Raw genomic sequence first — 18054 nt, 5'->3', positions numbered from 1 at the left:
CTCTCTTGACAACCGTTGGCGTCAGACGTTTCGCTATGTCCCTGAGTTACAGGTCGATTGACGCGTGGGCAGCGAGTAACACGATGAATCCGCGGGTAGTCGCGGGTGAGACCATGACCGGAAAGCCCCTAGCGAAGCGGCTGGTATTCCATATCGGCGGCTATGATCCAATCACGTCGCATGTCAGCGCGCAACGACGCTTTGTGCGCGAAATTGCCAGGTTCCAACGTACCTGGTCAGTGAAAGCGACCGTTGACGGTTTGCAGGATACCGTCGATCAGATTCGATGGAATGTGACGACAACCGGCCCCGATTGGCTCGTCGAAACCGATTACCGTCTGGTCCGGTGGCACGACGTAATTGAGGCCTTCGGGCGTCGGAGCATTGGCTCACGCATCTCCGTCGGCATTCTTGCGTTTCTGGATTTCGTTTTGGCCGGCACCCTTTGGCGTTACTTGCTGACCAACTGGCGTTACGCAGGTTTCTTTCTCTATCCGTTCGTCATGTTCGGACTGCTCACCGCGACCGCTGTCTTGATTGGCGTGTTTGCATTCAAAATCACCGGATCAATTCCCATTGCTACTGGTACCGGTCTCTTCGGGTTCGCGGCCGTGTTGGCGGGTCCGTGGCGCTGGCTGCACCTGGGCGACTTGTTCGACGATTGGATTTTTTCTCGCGAGTATATTCGCTTCGGTAATTCAGAAATCGAGCAAAGGCTGGACAGGTTGGCCACCGAGCTCGTGGCTGCGGCGAGCAACTTTGCCGCAGACGAAATTTTGGTCATAGGGCACAGTCTTGGCGCGGTACTTGCGGTTGATCTGCTTGATCGCGCCTTGAAGCTGGACCCTGTGCTCGGTCGAAACAAAATTCCCGTCACCTTCTTGAGCGTTGGATCATCCATACTCAAGGTCGGCCTGCATCCGAAGGCAACACGCTTTCGCGCGACGATGGAACGCGTCGCCAAGTCGCGCGGGATCTTCTGGGGCGACTATCAGGCCCTCGTCGACCCGTTGAACTTTTACAAAAGCCGGCCAATGGCCGAAATGGGCTTGTCGACGGAAAACGAAGCGACCGTCAAGGTCGTGAGACTTAGCCGAATGCTTGACGACGACATGTATCAACGCATCCGTCTCAATTTCTTCCGACTGCACTGCCAGTTCATCAGTGGAAATGACAGGCGAACATCGTACGACTACTTCATGCTCACATGCGGACCTATTTCAGCCAAATCCCAGACGCTCGCCCCGGATGGCGCCGTGTCGATGATCGCTGACAACGGAGGACTTATTGCGAGCGCACCGCCGTCAGCAAGCGAACTGCTGGGAAGCCCGGGCGCGGCAGCCTGATTCAAATGACGCCCACCATTTCAAAAATCATTTTCGTCGCGTTGGTGATCGGCTGGTACCTTATACGCTACAAGTACGCGCGGCGTTCCCGCCGTGCGGGGGTTGTGTGGAGCGCTCGCGGCCCCCTGGAAACTGCGCTCCTGCTCATATCTCTTTCGGGGCTTGGACTTGTGCCGCTCGTCTACGTAGCGACAGGAATACCTCGTTTCGCAGCTTACAGCTTTTATCCCTGGTTGGCTTGGCTGGGGTCTCTCTTTGCGATTGCGGCTTTGGGCGTCTTTCACCTGACTCACCGTGCACTCGGCCGGAATTGGTCGATAAGTCTCGACGTGCGGGAGAACCATGAACTCGTGACGGAAGGGATTTACCGGAAAGTTCGACACCCGATGTATTCGGCATTTTGGCTGTGGGCTATCGCCCAGGCATTGCTGCTGCCTAACTGGATTGCCGGTTTCGCGGGCCTGGCCGGCTTCGGGATTTTGTTCTTTGGCCGCGTCGCAAGAGAAGAGCGAATGATGCTGCAGACGTTTGGCGACAGCTATAGCGAGTATATGGCGCGGACCGGTCGGGTCTTCCCATGGATACTCTGAAGTAGGTCCCGGCACGTCTTGACCTGTGGGTACCCACGAGATTGATTTGGAACCAAACGCCTCAATTTGCGTGCCATTTCCGCAACATACGGCAGAAAAAGTTGTCGGAACCCCCGCCCCCCCGGTCTATTCGTTGGTGTCGTGGCGAGTGTCAGGTTATTTCTATGCCGGTCAGGTGAATCCAATCCCTCCCGAACAATGGTGAGATCCCGATGTTGAAATTCGTTGTCCTTGGAATCGCTTCTTTGGCTTTCGTGGGAACCGCAGTTGCTGCCGACCTGCCACGGGCTCAGCCGGTTGCTGCCGCCCCGGCGCCCGTCGGCAAATACCCCGTCGGCAAATACCCCGTCGGTAAGAGCCCCGTGGGCAAATACCCGGTCGCTGCCCCGGCTCCGTTGGTGACCAAAGGTTGATCTGACTATCCATTCGGACGCCAGCGGCGTTCGCTTGGGCTAGCAGATTAACTGTGGCATCGGATCTTGGATCCAAGAGGATTCGAAGATGGCGGGAGTGATTCGGAAATATCCGGGTCTTGAGCTTCTTGCAAAGGCCGCCATGCTGGCGGCCTTTGTGGGCTTGGGGGCCGGAATCAGTAGCGCACAACCACTCGCGGCGCGTACGGACCAGCAGCAACGGGACGCTCTCCCCAGTTCGGCGACAAAGCATGCGGAAAGCATGGCTTCTGCTACGCCGGGTGCCCCGCCGGCCATATCCGATGTAAAGCCAGTTCGAAGAGCTGCCTCCACGGGTCCCTACTACGTTGATTTTCGTGCCCGCACGGCAGCAACGTACGGGCATGCATTCATCTGGTACGGAAAGACGAACGAAAAGCAGGTCGATGTCGCTGGCCTGGCTCCGGCCGGCGACGAGATACCCTACATTTTGGGACACGTCATATTTGTCCCCTCTGAGACAGGTGCGACCTACGGTGATCTTGACGAGCAATATTTGACCGCCAGCTATCGCGTCTATTTGTCTGAGGCAGACGCCAAGAAGGTCTTTGCTTATATCAAGCACCTGCAGGAGACTTCGCCGCTCTGGAATGCAGCAACGGCAAACTGCACTGCTTTCATCGGCCGCATAGCGACCTTTATGGGCCTTAAGGCTCCATTTCATCTGCTAAAGCCTGAGGAATACGTAAACCAACTCAGAGAGCTTAACGGCGGGCGAAAAACGGCTCAACTCGAACCTGATCGAAGCTAGCACCCTCGGATAGAGTTCATCCTGTTCTTCTTGCCGTCAGAATAGATGCGAGGTCTTCAAGAAGTTCAAGCGAGCGTGTTCTTCGAGGGCGCGGTTCGATACAACGGCATTCGTGCGCTACCTCGCTTGGTTGATGAATCGGCTGGGAGATCGTGGGAATGTCTGCGGTGCTGCGAAGCAAGGCAGCTCCACCTCCTCTTGGTCATGGCTAAGCTCTTGTTGGAAACCGTTGCGAGGGCGAAGTCCTGCTTGGCGCAGTTGAGGAAGGTTCGCAAATCGTATCTTTCGCCTATGGCCGTAGCGACGCGACGCTCTGTCTTCAGCGCTCGCACCTTGAGACGAAGATCGTCGGACAGGCAATGATGCTGCGTCGAGGCCGAGCATGGACATCAATCGATCAATGCACCTCGCGTACACGGCCGGATGACAGATGCCGGATCGAGATCGATACCATCGGTACACTGATCGTCGCCTATGTTGATCCTCGATCATGATCGGTACCGCCGACCTTTACGGCTGTCACGCGCGTAAGCTGCGTGTTTTCAAGTCGACAAGCGCTCTTTGGGCTTTGTGGAAATTTAGAGCTGAGTTCACGTCACTCGTATTGAGCGCGGTGGATCGGACGCTTTTTTTGAGCTAAGCCGTCTGAGCCGCCTGGAACGGCGCGGGCGGCCGCTCTATTGGGGCATACTGAATGCAGCAAGCTATCGCGCCGCTGTTCGGGGGACGCGGATGCGAGTCCATATGATTGTTGCCGGCCTAATCCTATCGGTCATCGGGACGGCCAGCGCCACGGTTGTCGATAAAGGAACCGACGCGCAAAAGTCTTGCGAACTACTTGTTCAGAACTCTTTTCGCAATCAGGACGAAGCTCGGTCCGCCGGCGTATGTGAGGGAATGATCGAGACTGCGATGCTCTTTTCACCAAATCTGCCAGCTGACGTGCGTGCATGCCCCCCCGCGCAAGGCAGCACTTTGCAAAGTGCCAAGGTTCTTCTGCGGTATCTTGATAACAATCCGAATCGAGTGAATGAACCGGGGATCACTGTCGCCATCGAAGCATTCAGAGATGCTTGGCCCTGCCGTGGGGACGACGCTCAGTCGTCCACCGGAACTGGATCGAAAAAGCATGCCCCAAAAAAATCCAAATAGAACGCGTATCTGCGGATACTGATGCTAGCCTTGCGGTCCGCGATGTTCGCGTCAGGCTCTTGATTGATTCGCAATGCACTACCTCGAGGTGCGCGAACTGAACCGCGGTGCACACCTCCACAATCAGCACTCAACGCCTTATCGACGAGCGAAGCGAACCCTTGAGCCCCGATAAACAGCGGGGCATTGTGCCATCCACGCCCGGGCTGGAACAGCATGACAACCCCCTGCCGCGTCCTGATGATCTATCCGAAGTTCGTTCCGAACTCGTTTTGGAACTACGCGGAGGCCTGCGAACTCGTCGGCGCGAAGTATCCAACGGCGCCACTCGGCCTGATTACCGTCGCCGCCATGTTGCCGAAGCATTGGGACATCCGGCTCGTCAACCGGAATACCGAGGCTTTGACAGATGCGGACCTCGATTGGGCCGATCTTGTGATGATCGGCGGTATGCTCAACCAGCAGCCGGATGCCATCTACCTGATCGATCTCGCCCACCTGCACGGCAAGCCAGTATGTGTCGGTGGACCGGACGTCTCCTCCAGCCCGCATCTTTACGCGGACGCGGACTTTCAGGTGATCGGCGAGGCCGAGCATGTCATCGAGCAGTTCATCGTCGCCTGGGAAAGCGGCGAACGCAAGGGCGTGTTCATCGCCGAGAAATTCAAGATTGATGTCACGCTGAGCCCGATGCCTCGCTACGATCTGCTTCACTTCGATCACTATCTATACATCGGCGTGCAGTATTCGCGTGGCTGCCCGTTCACCTGCGAGTTCTGCGATATTATCGAGCTGTATGGTCGCGTGCCGCGTACCAAGACCAACGATCAGATTCTCGCAGAGTTGCAGGCGCTCTACGATCACGGTTATCGCGGGCATGTCGATTTCGTCGACGACAATTTCATCGGCAACAAGAAGAACCTCCGCACCTTGATGCCGCGGCTCAAAGCCTGGCTGGAAGACCACGACTATCCATTCGAGTTCTCAACCGAAGCCTCGATCAACATCGCGGACGACAGCGAGCTGTTGCAGGCAATGAAGGATGCGAATTTCTTCGCGATCTTCGTCGGCATCGAGAGCCCGGATCCCGAGACGCTCGTGCAGATGAAGAAGAAGCAGAACACCAGGCGCAACATCGCCGAGTGCATTCACAAGATTTACGGCTACGGCATGTTCGTCACCGCTGGCTTCATCGTTGGGTTCGATAGCGAAAATGCCTCGATAGGACAGGCAATGGCCGACCTCATCGAGGAGGCGAGCATTCCAGTTTCCATCGTTGGACTGCTTTATGCGCTGCCCGGCACACAGCTCACACGGCGGTTGGCCGCGGAAGGCCGCTTGCACCAGGGCCATGACCTCATGAACGTCGAGCAGGCGGGCGATCAGTGCACGCTCGGATGCAATTTCGATACGAAGCGCCCGCTTCGTGACGTCCTTACCGATTACAAAGCGGTGCTCGGACACGTCTACAGTCCGGCAGCATATGCAGGACGGCTGTCCCGTCTCGCAGCCATGCTCGACCGGTCCGACCGGCGCCGCGATCTTCCGGATGGCGACGTGCGCAAGAGGCTTGGCGGCATCGATAGCGTACACAAGATCATGCGGGCCCTGCCGAAGGTTCGTGAGCCGTTCTGGAAGACCTTCGTCGACGTCGCCAAGACCAATCCAGGCGCGTTGCGTTACATCGTGATGCTGATGGCGCTGTACATGCACCTCGGGCCGTTCTCGGAACGCGTCATCGGCGAGATTGACCGCCGCATTGCCGAGTTGGACGATGTACCTCCGCTGAGGGCCACTGCGGTTAGGCAAGTGCTACCGCCAGCGACGGTGTAGCCACAGCCACTGATCGGGATATTCGCGGATCCAACCCTCGATGACCGACGTGACCGCCTGCATCGTTCCCTGAATGTCGATTTGCCCGGCGGCATCGCGGACCGGCTTCACTTCTTCAGACAGTTCGCCACGAAAGCGGTGTCCGGGCAGACGGATGATGCGCACGCCATGAATCGGGCACTCGATCTGCCGCAGCAGCCGGGCAAGCATCGGATTGGCCCGGGTCTTGCGGCCGAAGAAAGTGACATCGACGCCGTTGGTCAGATACTGATCGACCAGCATTCCAACGTGCTGGCCACTTTTAAGGGCCTCGGCAAGTCTTAAGGGCGCGTCACGACCCGCTGGAATGAGCGTGCCCATTTTCACGGCGCGCATATCCTGGATGATGCGGTCGGCGGACGCGATGTTGGGTCGGCGATACAGGATCGCGGTATCCAGCCCGTGCGCGACGGCTGCCAGGGCCGGAAGTTCCCAGTTCGCGAGATGACTTGCAAAGATCAGCGCCGGTTTTCCGTCAAGCCGCAGCTGCGTAAACAAATCATACGAGCGCTTGTCGATTTCGATCCGGCTATCCTCGGGCAGCGCGGGATCGTACTTCCAGATGCGATCAAGATGCGCGAATTCGGCGCCGACACGACCGAGATTGTCCCAGACGCCTGCGAGAATGGTCTCGATCTCTGCAGGCGATTTTTCCGGAAATGCGGCGGTTAGATTGGCTCGACCGGTCTTTTGCTCCGGCATCATGGGCCCGATTGAGCGAGTGATCCGAGCGAATAAGCTGGCCGTCTTGGTTGGATCGAAATGGCGAGCGGTACGCAGTATTCCGATCGTCAACGCGCCCACCGCCGCTTGGCCCAGGGGCTTGGTCACGTCACGAAATTGGAGCCTGGTCCGCATTGCAACGACAATCTTGGCTTACACTTTCGGCTTTCCACGGGCTCCAGCGCGCACAATACCACCGATACGCGATGCGATCAAAGACACCGACGAGTTGCGAAGGGCGCGCCTCTCGGATCGAGCTTCGTTCGGAGTAAATGTCCGTTAATGGGGATGGACCGGTTTTGCTTCTCCCGCGAGGATAGTTTGCAAGGACGACCCCGCAGCATCCGGTGAAGTGGCCCATGGACGCCACCACACAGCTGCTAGCCTCGATCGGCATCGATATCGGAAATCTTCCACGTCGCTGGCTTCATGCACTCGTTCGAGGCCGCCGGGATCGTGGAGATCGACGCCGTCTGGAGCGATAGCCGCTGAGGCCGCCCGGCGCGCCGAGCAGGGGAGTGGTCATGCGGTCTCGCATGCGCTAGCGCCGGTTCGCCGTCACGACGCGCGCCGACGCGGTGACGAGACCCGTGAGCGCGGCCAGGATCCAGAACGCCGTCGGAAGCCCTACGACATGGGCGACGAAGCCGATGCCGGCGGGGCCCATGAGGACGCCTGCATAGCCCGCGGTCGTGATTGCTGCGACGGCGAGGCCGACGGGCATCGCCGTTTGGGTGGCCGCGCGCCGGAACAGGATCGGCACCAGGTTCGACGCCCCGAGGCCGATGAGCAGGAAGCCGGCCATGGCGACCGCCGCCACGGGCGCGAGCAACAGAACCGTGAAGCCTGCGATTGTGAGCAGGCTGCCCCAGAACAGTGTCGTGCGATCGCCAATGCGGGCAACCACTGCGTCTCCGGCCAGCCGGCCGGCGGTCATTGCGATCGAGAACACGATATAACCGATGCCACCGTGGGCCTCGGAGACGAGGCCCACGCCGATCACGAGCAGCGCGCCCCAATCGAGCACGGCGCCCTCGACGAGGAAGGTGATCGCGCCGAGCAGTGCGAGCAGGAGCACAGTTCCGCGCGGCAGCACGAAGAGCGGCTCCTGCTGCGCTTGCGCCGAGCGAAGCAGGCGCGGCCAGGCCACCAGGGTTACGAGCAGCATCGGGACGGAGCAGATCAAGGCACACGTGAATGCACCCAGTTGCAGTGAGAGCAGCCCGGTCATCACGGCGGATCCGGCAAATCCGCCGATACTGAACAGCGCGTGGAAGCCGGACATCAGCGGGCGAGCTGCTGCGCGTTCCACCTCGACCGCGTGGATGTTCATGGCGACGTCGATGGAGCCGAGCGCCGCGCCGAATGCGAGAAGCGCCAATGCCAGCGTCGCCGGTGAGCTCGCGATCGCCAGTAGCGGCAGCAGCAGCGCAAGACCGAGCCCGCCCGTAACGATGATCGGCTTGCTGCCATAACGCGCGCTCAGGACGCCAGTCAGAAGCATCGCAGCGACGGAACCGACGCCGAGGCTGAGCAGGAGCAATCCAAGGATGCCGTCGTCAACGGCGAGACGCGCTTTTGCGAACGGCACGAGCGGCGCCCAGCATGCGATGCCGAAGCCGGCAACCAGGAAGGCGAGCCGCGTCGCAAGGCGAGTCGCCGGCCGGTCGGCAGAGAGCATGAGAACTCCGGGAGAGAGGAGGCGATGAATGTCATGAACGGTGCCGCACGAATTCGGCCAATTCGTCGACAAGTCGCCTGGGATGTTGATGTTCCTGCCCCATATACAGGTGTCTTCGTGCGAAGACAAAATGCCGCGGCTTGCGATAGCGCCGCGTAGCCGATGCGCGCAATCCGGGCAGGATATCCGCATCTGCCCGATCGCCGTTTTTCCGGCCGGCGCAGTGTTGCTGAATATGAGAAGATGTTGCCGGCCGTCGCGCGCCGGCAACGTCCGCCAGGGTCGCCGCATGCCGGTTACCAGGCGAGCGGGATTCTCTGCTCAAATCCACCGAGGTCCGAGGTCGGGCTGAGGGGCTGCCGATCTAGTGGCCGGTTGTTGTTCTGGCGGGCAAACGATGTGCCGGGCGGGAAGGCGTAGTCGCTGAACTTCCGGTCGCCGGGCAGCACCTCGGTCCCGCCATCCAGCCACGACCGTTTGCTGACATAGATGCGCGTGTGCGGATCGGACCGATAGGATCGATTGGGGCCGTGCGGACCGTAGTCATAGACGGCCTCACGCGCCGTCTGCTGCCGTTCGCGCTTGCCAGCCGTGTCGGCGTTGCAGGTTGCGGTCGAGGCGAGGACGGCGACCAGCATCAGTCTGGTCGTGACGATCAGGTTCATTGCGGGCATTCCATGCGTGTTGGCTGATGCCGACGGCTCTCGCATCGGTCTTGCGATCTGTAAACAAGCCATGTTTTACGCGATGTTGCTGGCTGCTCCCGCAAACGGGACGCGCGCGGGGTTACTTGCGTGGGCGCCGGCGATCGGCACAATCAAACTCAATCCTCGGAAACAATATAGCAACCACAAAGCCACACCGTGGCCACAGCTTTCCCGTTTCAGAGCAACTAGGTGCTCTTGAGGTGTGGAATGTCGGTTTTGCGGGCCTGGCTTGTCGCGGTGGTCGTGAGTGGCGTGTCGATTGCAACTTCACTTCCCCTGGTGCTGTTGCCGCAGCCGGCGGCGGCGCAAGCCGCCGAGACGATTGCGGTCGAAGGCAATCGCCGCGTGGAGGCCGAGACGGTCCGCTCCTATTTCAGGCCCGCCGCCAGCGGGCAGCTCGATCAACCGACCATCGATGAAGGTCTCAAGGCGCTGATCGCGACCGGCCTGTTCCAGGACGTGAGAGTCAACCGCGTCGGCGGCCACATCGTGGTGTCGGTGGTGGAGAATGCCGTGATCGGCCGCGTTGCCTTCGAAGGCAACAAGAAGATCAAGGACGAGCAGCTCTCGGCCGAAGTCCAGTCCAAGCCGCGTGGCACCTACTCGCGGGCGATGGTGCAGTCCGACACACTGCGGATCGCCGAGATCTATCGTCGCTCAGGCCGTTACGACGTACGCGTCACGCCTGAGATCATCGAGCAGCCGAGCAACCGCGTCGATCTCATCTTCACGATCGTGGAGGGGGCGAAGACCGGCGTCAAATCGATCGAGTTCATCGGCAACAGCGCCTTCTCCGCCGCGCGCCTGCACGACGTGATCAAGACGCATGAGAGCAATCTGCTGAGCTTCCTCGGCAACAACGACATCTACGATCCCGACCGGGTCGAGGCCGATCGCGACTTGATCCGTCGCTTCTATCTCAAGAACGGCTTTGCGGATGCGCAGGTCGTGGCCGCCCTGACCGAATACGATCCGGACAAGAAAGGCTTCCTAGTCACCTTCAAGATCGAAGAGGGTCAGCAATATCGAGTCGGAACGGTCGATTTCCGTTCCAGCATTGCCAACTTCGATGCAAGCTCGATGCGTAGCTTTTCGCGCGTCAATGTCGGCTCGCTCTACAATGTCGAATTGCTCGAGAAGTCGACCGAAGAGATGCAGATAGAGGCCTCGCGCCGCGGCTATGCCTTCGCCGTGATACGGCCCAGCGGCGACCGCAACTTCGAAGCGCATACCGTGTCCGTCGTGTTCAATGTCGACGAAGGGCCGCGCACCTATATCGAGAGAATCAATCTCCGCGGCAACACACGCACGCGCGATTACGTGATCCTGCGCGAATTCGACATCGCCGAGGGCGACGCCTACAACCGCGCGCTGGTCGATCGGGCCGAGCGACGGCTGAAGAATCTGGACTACTTCAAGAGCGTCAAGATCACAACGGAGCCCGGCTCTTCCAGCGACCGCGTGATCCTGATCGTCGAGATGGAGGAGAAATCGACCGGCGACTTTTCGATTTCGGGCGGTTACTCCACGACCGATGGCGCGCTGGCCGAGGTCTCGATTTCCGAACGCAACCTGCTCGGCCGCGGGCTTTATGGCAAAGCCTCCGTCAGCTACGGCCAGTACTCGCGCGGCATATCGCTGTCATTCGTCGAGCCGTATCTGCTCGATTACCGGGTTGCCCTCGGGCTGGACGTCTCATACCGCCAGCAATTGGCGAACAGCTACACCAGCTACGGCGTGACGACGCTGGGTTTCGCCCCGCGCCTCGGCTTCGCGCTGCGGGAGGATCTCTCGCTCCAGCTGCGTTACTCGCTCTATCAGCAGAGCATCACGCTCGCGGACGCCTATAACAACTGTAACAACAACGCGGCCAACGCGTCGCTGGCCTTCAACCCGACCCCGGCCTACATCAAGAATGTCCTGGGCGGCGTCGATCCGACCAATGCCACGGATTCAGGGGTCTATGGCTACGGCTGCTACGGCGACGGCGAATCGAGCCTGCCGGTCCGAAAAGAGCTGGCGAACGGCGCGACCTGGACGTCGGCGCTGGGCTACACGCTGAACTACAATACGCTCGACAACACCAAGAACCCGACCGACGGTCTGCTCATCGACTTCAGGCAGGATTTCGCCGGAGTCGGCGGCGATGTGACCTACCTGAAGACTGCGCTGGATACCAAGTACTACACGCCGCTGGTGTCCGAGATCGTCAGCGTGATCCACCTCCAGGGTGGCATCCTCAACAAGCTCGGCGACCAGGAACTGCGCATGCTGGATCATTTCCAGATGGGTCCGAACCTCGTGCGCGGCTTCGCCTCCAACGGCATCGGTCCGCGTGACATCACCTATGCAAGCCTGGGCGCCAGCGGCGATGCGCTCGGCGGCACGAAATATTGGGGCGCCTCCATGGAGTTGCAGATGCCGTTCTGGTTCCTGCCCAAGGAGGTCGGCCTGAAGGGCGCGGTCTACGCCGATGCCGGCTCGCTCTGGGGCTACCAGGGCCCGACATCCTGGACGGCCACAGGCGAAGTGAATACGCCGTCCTGCCCAACCTGCGGGCTCCAATATGACGACGGCAATGTGGTGCGTTCGTCGGTCGGTGTCGGCCTGATCTGGGCCTCGCCGTTCGGACCGCTTCGCTTCGACTATGCCGTGCCGATCACGAAGGGCAAATACGACGTCGTCCAGGAGTTCAGGTTCGGCGGCGGCACGTCGTTCTAGCCGCCCAGGATCCGCCGGCAGGCGTCGACAAAAGCGTCTGCGCCGGTGATGATATCGGCGTCGGCGGTGTTTTCGGTCCAATGGTGGCTGACGCCGCCGATCGATGGCACGAACAGCATGCCCGCGGGCATGACGGTCGCGAGCATCTGCGCATCATGGCCGGCGCCGCTGGGCATGCGGAGGGATCGTCCTCCGGCGAAGGCCTTGCTCGCGGCTTCGATCGCGTCCTGAAAGCCGGAGTTCATCATTGCGGGCGCGCCGGTCCGCAGTTTCTCGACCGTCACCGTGCAGGGGCCTTTCGCGTTGACCTCGTCCGCCATGGTTCGCAGCAACTCCTCCAGCCGCGCGATGACGACCGGATTGTCGTCGCGGATCTGGAAGAGCATTTGGGCTGCGCCGGGGATGATGCTTGGTGCGCCGGGATCGAGCGTGACGCGGCCGGTGGTCCAGACGGTGCGTGGCCCGCACGTGGCCGGGAAGCGCTCGTCGATCGCCACGCAGAACTTTGCGAGCGCCAGTCCAGCATCTTTCCGCGCGACCATGCGGGTGGTGCCGGCGTGGTTCTGCTCGCCGACGAAATTGATCTGGTATTGCCAGATGCCGACGATGGAGGTCACGACGCCGATCGCAAGGCGGCCGCTTTCGAGCGTGTCGCCCTGCTCGATATGCGCCTCCAGGTACCCGACGTGCCGACTCGGCTCGACGGTGATCCGCGCGCGACCAGCGAGCCCCATGTCGCTTAGCGCGTCGCGCATGCTCTGGCCGCTGGTGCGGTTGCGCGCGGCATCGATCTCCGCCTCGGTGACTTGCCCGACATAGGATCTCGAGCCGAGGAAACTGCCGAAATGTCCTTCCTCGTCGCACCAGGCGGCAACTTCGACGGCGCCGTGCAGTGAGGGATCGGCATTCAGGACGCGCGCGGCCTCGAGCGCATAGACGACGCCGAGTGGACCATCGAGCCAGCCGGCGTAGTTCTGGCTTTCCAGATGCGATCCGGCCAGCAGCCTCGGCCCGGGCTTCGCGCTGGTGCCGAAGACGTTGCCGATGCCGTCGATCGTGGCGGCGAGGCCCGCGTCGGGCAGCTTTTGCGCCAACCACTCCAGCGACTGCTTGTGCGGCTCGGAGAAGGTCGGCTTGTGCACGCCGGTCTTGTAGGCGCCGATGGCGCGCAGCGCATTGAGATCGGCGAGAACGCGCTTGCCGTCGGCGGATGGACGATTGTCAGGCATGTTCGGCAACCTTCAGCGCCTCGGTGCGGATTTCCTCGACCAACCGCTGTTTCAGCTGGACGAATTCGGGCGTGGTCTTGATCTTGTAGGAGCGCGGATGCGGCAGATCAATCGCGATGTCGGCCTTGATCCGGCCGGGACGCGCACTCATCACGACGACGCGGCTGCCAAGGAAGATCGCTTCCTCGATGTCATGCGTCACGAACAGCACGGTCTTCTGGTCGCGCTCCCAGATCCCGAGCAGCATCTCCTGCATCAAGGCGCGGGTCTGGTTGTCGAGCGCGCCGAAGGGCTCGTCGAGCAGCAGGATCTTTGGATCGTTGGCAAGCGCGCGTGCAATCGCCGTGCGTTGCTGCATGCCGCCGGAGAGCTGTTTCGGCCAGTGGTTCTCGAAGCCTGACAATCCGACTTGGCGGATGAAGGCGTCAGCAATTCTGCGACGCTGTTCCTGCGGAACGCCGCGCTCGCGCAGGCCGAAGGCGATGTTCTCGCGCACCGTCAGCCAGGGAAACAGCGTGTAGGACTGGAACACCATGCCGCGATCGGCGCCCGGTCCGGTCACTTCGCGCCCGTCGAGTGTGACGCGCCCGCTGGTCGGACGGTCGAGGCCGGCGACGATGCGAAGAAGCGTAGACTTGCCGCAGCCGGAGGGGCCGAGAATGGTGACGAAATCGTTGTTGCCGATAATGAGGTCAGTCGGCTCAAGCGCCTTGGTCGGAGCGTTGCCATGGCGCGCGGGGAAGGTGCGCGAGACCTGCTCGATCTTCAGCGTTGTCATGCGAGCTTCCACGGAAACAGCCAGGCGTTGAACGCCTTGAACAGGAAGTCCGAGATAAGGCCGATCAGGCCGATCACGATGATGCCGAAGATGATCTGACCTGTGTTGAGCAGCGCCTGGCTGTCGGTGATCATGTGGCCGATGCCGGAGGACGAGCCGATCAGCTCGGCGACGATGACATAGGTCCAGGCCCAGCCCAGCACCAGCCGCAGGATCTCCGCGATCTCGGGTGCCGAGGAGGGTAACAGCACGCGGCGGATGATGCCGCGGTCGCTGGCCCCTAACGTATAGGCCGCCTCGACCAGGTCGCGCCGCGTCGCGCCCACAGTCACGGCGATCATCAGGATGATCTGGAACACCGAGCCGATGAAGATGACGAGCAGCTTTTGCAGCTCGCCGATGCCCGCCCACAGAATTAATAGCGGAATGAAGGCGGAGGCGGGCAAATAGCGCGCGAAGGAGACGAACGGTTCAAGGAACGCCTCGACCGGCTTATAAGCGCCCATCAGCACGCCGAGCGGCACCGCAATGATCGCGGCCAGCACAAAACCGCCGACCACGCGCCAGATCGTCATGCCGATGTCGAACAGGAAGCCCTGTTTGGTGATCAGATCGACGCCTTCCTGCACCATGGTCAGCGGATTAGCGAGGAACACTTTCGATACATGGCCGCCGAAGGTCGCCCACGACCAGAGGACAACGAACACCACGAAGAACGCGAGGCCGTAGGCCACGCGCTGCTTCGATGTCACGGGATCAAGGGGGCGCATCAACGGTCTATCCGGGCGGTGAGCAAATTTGCCGGCCCCGCCGCGAGACGGGGCCGGCAGTTCGTGAGAGGTTTACTTGATGTAGCTGGCGTCGAAGAGGTCCTCGACCTTCGGTGCGGTCTTGATGATGCCGATCTCGAGCAGGAGCTCAGCGGCATCCTTGTTGAAGGCGAGGAAGTCGCCTGCGAAGAATTTCTGGTTCGCGGCCTTGTCCTGCCAGCGCAGATATTTTGCCGAGTTGCCGAACGCCTCGCCGGTCTGCTTCACGTCCGCGCCCATGATCTCGTAGGCCTTGGCCTGATCCTTGGCGATCATGTCGAGCGACTCGAAATAGCTGTCGGCGAGCGCCTGCGCCGCCTTCGGATTCTCGCTCAGGAATTTTGGCGTGCAGCCAAAAGTGTCCATTACGATCGGATAGTCGAGCGTGGTGGCGATGATCTTGCCCTTGTCGGGCGCGGCGCGCACGGTCGACAGATACGGCTCATAGGTCATGGCGGCGTCGTTCTGGCCGGAGACGAAGGCCTGCGCAGCGGCGGCCGGCTCGAGGTTCACGACGGTGACGTCTTTCACCGTGAGGCCGTTCTTCTTGAGCATCCAGGCCAGCGCGAAATACGGCGAGGTGCCGGGCGCGGACGCCGCGACCGTCTTGCCCTTCAGCTCCTTGATCGATGTGACGTCATTGCGCACGGCCATGCCGTCGGCACCGTAGCTTTTGTCGAGCTGGAAGATCTGCTTGGTCGCAACGCCGTTGGCGTTCCAGGAGATCCAGGTTTCGACCGTCGTTGCCGCGCACTGGACGTCGCCGGAGGCGATGGCGAGGTGGCGGTCCTTCTGCGGGATCTTCTTGATCGTGACGTCGAGGCCGTTCTTCTTGAAGATGCCGGCCTCCTTCGCCAGCGTCAGCGGCGCAAAGCCGGTCCATCCGGAGATGCCGATTCCGACCTTGACGTCGTCGGCGAGCACGGGAGTGGAGGCCGCGAGAGCAATGATTGTGGCAAATACTTTCGAACTACGCATGATTGTCGTCCTCTTGCCGATCGATGGTTTGACGTCCTGTTGATCTCTTCATGTTGGCCCACACGGACCGTTGCCCGAAGCGTTGCACGAATTATGCCGACATCGTCTTCTCAACTTCCCTGGAATCGGGCGACAAGGCGGTGAGAGTCCCCGGGATACAGCAGTCGCACCGCCGTAATCGTACGCGTGCTGCGCCACGTGTAGCGGTCGATGACGAGGCAGGGCGCGCCGACGGCGATGTCGAGCGCCTCCGCCGCGCGATCGTCCGCGACAATGGCGCTGATCGTATGTTCGGCCTCTGTCCATGGGACATGATGAAGCAGCCACGAGCCGGGCGGCTCACGCGCGAAATCCGCGGTCGCCGCATCCGGCACGGAGGAGAGATCGATCAATCTGTCCTCGACCGCGAAAGGCACCTTGTCCGCGCTATGGCGGCAGGCGATCGCGACCACCTTGCCGGCCTTCTTGATCCCGAGGCGATCGCGGTCGGCGGCGGTCGCCGTGCGCAGCTTGCGATGCATCATCTCGTAGCCGTAGCTGCGGCCGAGCGCGGTGATCTCGGCGCGGATGTCGGCGATCTTGAGCACGGCAGACTGATGTTGCGGCCGGCGCACAAAGGAACCGGCGCGCCGCCGCCGTTCGATCAGGTCTGCCTGCGCCAGCTCCGACAGCGCCTTGTTCACCGTCATGCGCGAGCAGCCGTAGCGCGTCACCAGTTCGTGCTCGAAGGGAATGCGGTGGCCCGGCGGCCATTCGCCGGTCAGGATGCGCTTCTCGATGTCGGCGCGGATCCGCTTGTAGAGCGTCGGCTGGTCGGTCGCGTCAGTGGCAAGGCTCATGCGACGAGCCTCCGCACGGATGCGTTGAAGCGTTCGCGCGCGGTCTGGCGCAGCCTGTGCCGTCCGCCCTCGACCACCTTGTTGCCTGCGGCCCAGACGCAATCGATCGCATCGCTCCCTGTCGCAAAAATCCAGCCGTCGATGGCGGAGTCGCGCGAACGTCCGGCCAGCGACGGATGTGCCGCGTCGAGCGTGACGATGTCGGCACGTGCGCCCGGCGTAAGGCCGACGGTCGTCTGTGCCAGCGCCCGCGCACCGCCCGCCAGCGCATGGTCGAACAGTGCGCGCCCGGTCGACGCGCCCGCGCCGCAGGAGAGTACGTTGCGCTCGCGATGCTTCAGCCGCTGGCCATATTCGAGCTGGCGCAATTCGTCGGCGACGCCGACCAGCACGTTGGAATCGGTGCCGACGCCGAACCGGCCGCCGGCATCGAGGAACTCGCGGGCCGGAAAAGTGCCGTCGCCGAGGCTCGCTTCGGTGACGGGGCACAGGCCGGCGACCGCGCCGGTCCCGGCGAATGCATTGACTTCCTCTCTCGTGGTGTGGGTCGCGTGAATGAGGCACCAGCGTTGATCGACAGGCGCGTGCTCCAGCAGCCATTGCACCGGCCGTCGTCCCGACCAGGTCAGGCAATCCTCGACTTCCTTGACCTGTTCCGCGGCGTGGATATGGATAGGTCCACCATCGGCAAGCGGAATGATGGCCGCGAGCTCATCCGGCGTCACGGCGCGCAGACTGTGCGGCGCGATGCCGATATTAGCGCCCGGCAAATCGCTGATTGCCATGCGCGAAGCAGCCATCAGGGCGGCGAACAGATCGACCGAGCAGATGAAGCGGCGCTGGCCGGCATGTGGCGCGGCACCGCCGAAGCCGCCATGCGCATAAAAACTCGGCAGCAACGTTAGGGCAATGCCCGACGCTTCAGCAGCTTGCGCAATGCGCGCAGCCATTTCGCCGAGGTCGGTATAGGGCGAGCCGTCGCGATCGTGATGCAGATAGTGGAATTCGCCGACGCGGGTAAAACCTTGCTCCAGCATCTCGACATAAAGCAACGTCGCGACGGCGGCGACGTCGTCCGGCGTCATCGCGAGCGCGAAGCGGTACATCGTCTCGCGCCAGGTCCAGAATGTATCGGTCGAGCCGCCGCGCAATTCGGCCAGTCCCGCCATGCCGCGCTGGAACGCGTGGCTGTGCAGGCTCGCAAGTCCTGGAAGCGCGATTCCGTGGCGTTCGTCGCCGGCGACCGGCGCCACGCCCGGGGTCACCGCTTCGATCGCGCCGGCGGTGACGACCACCTGCACGTCATTGGCCCAGCCCGAAGGCAAGAGCGCGGAGGTGAAATGCAGTCGTGTCATGATTACACGCCGGCTGGACAGGACGGCCTCACGATTATATGTCTAGACATATAAGTCAAGCATCCCACGGC

15 protein-coding genes are annotated in these 18054 nt (G+C 61.5%); 6 read left to right on the top strand and 9 right to left on the bottom strand.

Going from position 1 to position 18054, the window contains the following annotated elements; genetic code table 11:
• The first annotated feature begins 113 nt into the window (after positions 1–113).
• The 5 genes from ABIB73_RS19555 (at position 114) to ABIB73_RS19535 (ending at position 6124) form a co-directional block, all read left to right on the top strand.
• Complete coding sequence (locus ABIB73_RS19555; RefSeq protein ID WP_354226385.1) at positions 114–1346, top strand: hypothetical protein; 1233 nt, start codon at positions 114–116, stop codon at positions 1344–1346.
• Between the two features lie 5 nt (positions 1347–1351).
• Complete coding sequence (locus ABIB73_RS19550) at positions 1352–1936, top strand: protein-S-isoprenylcysteine O-methyltransferase (RefSeq protein WP_354226383.1); 585 nt, start codon at positions 1352–1354, stop codon at positions 1934–1936.
• A gap of 501 nt (positions 1937–2437) precedes the next feature.
• Positions 2438–3139, top strand: a complete 702-nt coding sequence (locus ABIB73_RS19545) for a hypothetical protein (protein ID WP_354226381.1) — start codon at positions 2438–2440, stop codon at positions 3137–3139.
• 744 nt (positions 3140–3883) lie between these two features.
• Positions 3884–4291, top strand: a complete 408-nt coding sequence (locus tag ABIB73_RS19540) for a Rap1a/Tai family immunity protein (RefSeq protein ID WP_354226379.1) — start codon at positions 3884–3886, stop codon at positions 4289–4291.
• Between the two features lie 216 nt (positions 4292–4507).
• Entirely contained in the window at positions 4508–6124 is a 1617-nt protein-coding gene (locus tag ABIB73_RS19535; protein WP_354226377.1) for a B12-binding domain-containing radical SAM protein, read from the top strand.
• Here ABIB73_RS19535 and ABIB73_RS19530 read toward each other — a convergent pair.
• From ABIB73_RS19530 to ABIB73_RS19520, 3 genes are all read right to left on the bottom strand, one after another.
• Entirely contained in the window at positions 6104–7021 is a 918-nt protein-coding gene (locus ABIB73_RS19530) for a lipid A biosynthesis lauroyl acyltransferase (RefSeq protein WP_354226375.1), read from the bottom strand. The genes ABIB73_RS19535 and ABIB73_RS19530 overlap by 21 nt on opposite strands.
• 406 nt (positions 7022–7427) lie before the next feature.
• Positions 7428–8567 carry an MFS transporter gene (locus tag ABIB73_RS19525; protein WP_354226470.1) on the bottom strand — a complete coding sequence of 380 codons (1140 nt, stop codon included), beginning with the start codon at positions 8565–8567 and terminating at the stop codon, positions 7428–7430.
• Positions 8568–8863: 296 nt separating this feature from the next.
• Positions 8864–9232, bottom strand: coding sequence for a hypothetical protein (locus ABIB73_RS19520; RefSeq protein ID WP_354226373.1), 369 nt, complete (start codon positions 9230–9232; stop codon positions 8864–8866).
• A gap of 249 nt (positions 9233–9481) precedes the next feature.
• Between ABIB73_RS19520 and bamA the strand changes: the two genes are divergently transcribed.
• Positions 9482–11995, top strand: a complete 2514-nt coding sequence (gene bamA / locus ABIB73_RS19515) for an outer membrane protein assembly factor BamA (protein WP_354226371.1) — start codon at positions 9482–9484, stop codon at positions 11993–11995.
• On the opposite strand, the gene ABIB73_RS19510 is transcribed toward bamA, so the two are convergent.
• From ABIB73_RS19510 to ABIB73_RS19485, 6 genes are all read right to left on the bottom strand, one after another.
• Positions 11992–13224 (bottom strand): Zn-dependent hydrolase, encoded by a 1233-nt coding sequence (locus ABIB73_RS19510; RefSeq protein WP_354226369.1) that lies wholly within the window; start codon positions 13222–13224, stop codon positions 11992–11994. The genes bamA and ABIB73_RS19510 overlap by 4 nt on opposite strands.
• Positions 13217–14002 (bottom strand): ABC transporter ATP-binding protein, encoded by a 786-nt coding sequence (locus ABIB73_RS19505; protein ID WP_354226367.1) that lies wholly within the window; start codon positions 14000–14002, stop codon positions 13217–13219. Before ABIB73_RS19505 ends, ABIB73_RS19510 begins: the two co-directional genes overlap by 8 nt.
• Positions 13999–14772, bottom strand: coding sequence for an ABC transporter permease (locus ABIB73_RS19500; RefSeq protein ID WP_354226468.1), 774 nt, complete (start codon positions 14770–14772; stop codon positions 13999–14001). Before ABIB73_RS19500 ends, ABIB73_RS19505 begins: the two co-directional genes overlap by 4 nt.
• Before the next feature lie 72 nt (positions 14773–14844).
• Positions 14845–15789: an ABC transporter substrate-binding protein gene (locus tag ABIB73_RS19495; RefSeq protein ID WP_354226365.1), complete on the bottom strand. Its 945-nt coding sequence runs from the start codon at positions 15787–15789 to the stop codon at positions 14845–14847.
• 110 nt (positions 15790–15899) lie between these two features.
• Positions 15900–16628, bottom strand: coding sequence for a histidine utilization transcriptional repressor HutC (hutC, locus tag ABIB73_RS19490; protein ID WP_354226363.1), 729 nt, complete (start codon positions 16626–16628; stop codon positions 15900–15902).
• The gene (locus tag ABIB73_RS19485; RefSeq protein ID WP_354226361.1) at positions 16625–17983 is read right to left on the bottom strand and encodes a formimidoylglutamate deiminase; all 1359 of its coding nucleotides are present in this window, start codon (positions 17981–17983) and stop codon (positions 16625–16627) included. The genes hutC and ABIB73_RS19485 overlap by 4 nt, the downstream gene beginning before the upstream one ends.
• Between the last annotated feature and the right edge of the window lie 71 nt (positions 17984–18054).

The organism is Bradyrhizobium sp. F1.4.3, assembly GCF_040548375.1.
Taxonomy (GTDB): domain Bacteria; phylum Pseudomonadota; class Alphaproteobacteria; order Rhizobiales; family Xanthobacteraceae; genus Bradyrhizobium.
Note: the sequence above shows the minus strand (reverse complement) of the source record. Positions and strands in the feature narration are given on the sequence as shown.

What these genes read in the sequence shown, in the direction of transcription:
- ABIB73_RS19555 (WP_354226385.1), top strand. Translation starts at nt 114, where the DNA reads ATGACCGGAAAGCCCCTAGCGAAGCGGCTGGTATTCCATATCGGCGGC.
- ABIB73_RS19550 (WP_354226383.1), top strand. Translation starts at nt 1,352, where the DNA reads ATGACGCCCACCATTTCAAAAATCATTTTCGTCGCGTTGGTGATCGGC.
- ABIB73_RS19545 (WP_354226381.1), top strand. Translation starts at nt 2,438, where the DNA reads ATGGCGGGAGTGATTCGGAAATATCCGGGTCTTGAGCTTCTTGCAAAG.
- ABIB73_RS19540 (WP_354226379.1), top strand. Translation starts at nt 3,884, where the DNA reads ATGATTGTTGCCGGCCTAATCCTATCGGTCATCGGGACGGCCAGCGCC.
- ABIB73_RS19535 (WP_354226377.1), top strand. Translation starts at nt 4,508, where the DNA reads ATGACAACCCCCTGCCGCGTCCTGATGATCTATCCGAAGTTCGTTCCG.
- ABIB73_RS19530 (WP_354226375.1), bottom strand. Translation starts at nt 7,021, where the DNA reads ATGCGGACCAGGCTCCAATTTCGTGACGTGACCAAGCCCCTGGGCCAA.
- ABIB73_RS19525 (WP_354226470.1), bottom strand. Translation starts at nt 8,567, where the DNA reads ATGCTCTCTGCCGACCGGCCGGCGACTCGCCTTGCGACGCGGCTCGCC.
- ABIB73_RS19520 (WP_354226373.1), bottom strand. Translation starts at nt 9,232, where the DNA reads ATGAACCTGATCGTCACGACCAGACTGATGCTGGTCGCCGTCCTCGCC.
- bamA (WP_354226371.1), top strand. Translation starts at nt 9,482, where the DNA reads ATGTCGGTTTTGCGGGCCTGGCTTGTCGCGGTGGTCGTGAGTGGCGTG.
- ABIB73_RS19510 (WP_354226369.1), bottom strand. Translation starts at nt 13,224, where the DNA reads ATGCCTGACAATCGTCCATCCGCCGACGGCAAGCGCGTTCTCGCCGAT.
- ABIB73_RS19505 (WP_354226367.1), bottom strand. Translation starts at nt 14,002, where the DNA reads ATGACAACGCTGAAGATCGAGCAGGTCTCGCGCACCTTCCCCGCGCGC.
- ABIB73_RS19500 (WP_354226468.1), bottom strand. Translation starts at nt 14,772, where the DNA reads ATGCGCCCCCTTGATCCCGTGACATCGAAGCAGCGCGTGGCCTACGGC.
- ABIB73_RS19495 (WP_354226365.1), bottom strand. Translation starts at nt 15,789, where the DNA reads ATGCGTAGTTCGAAAGTATTTGCCACAATCATTGCTCTCGCGGCCTCC.
- hutC (WP_354226363.1), bottom strand. Translation starts at nt 16,628, where the DNA reads ATGAGCCTTGCCACTGACGCGACCGACCAGCCGACGCTCTACAAGCGG.
- ABIB73_RS19485 (WP_354226361.1), bottom strand. Translation starts at nt 17,983, where the DNA reads ATGACACGACTGCATTTCACCTCCGCGCTCTTGCCTTCGGGCTGGGCC.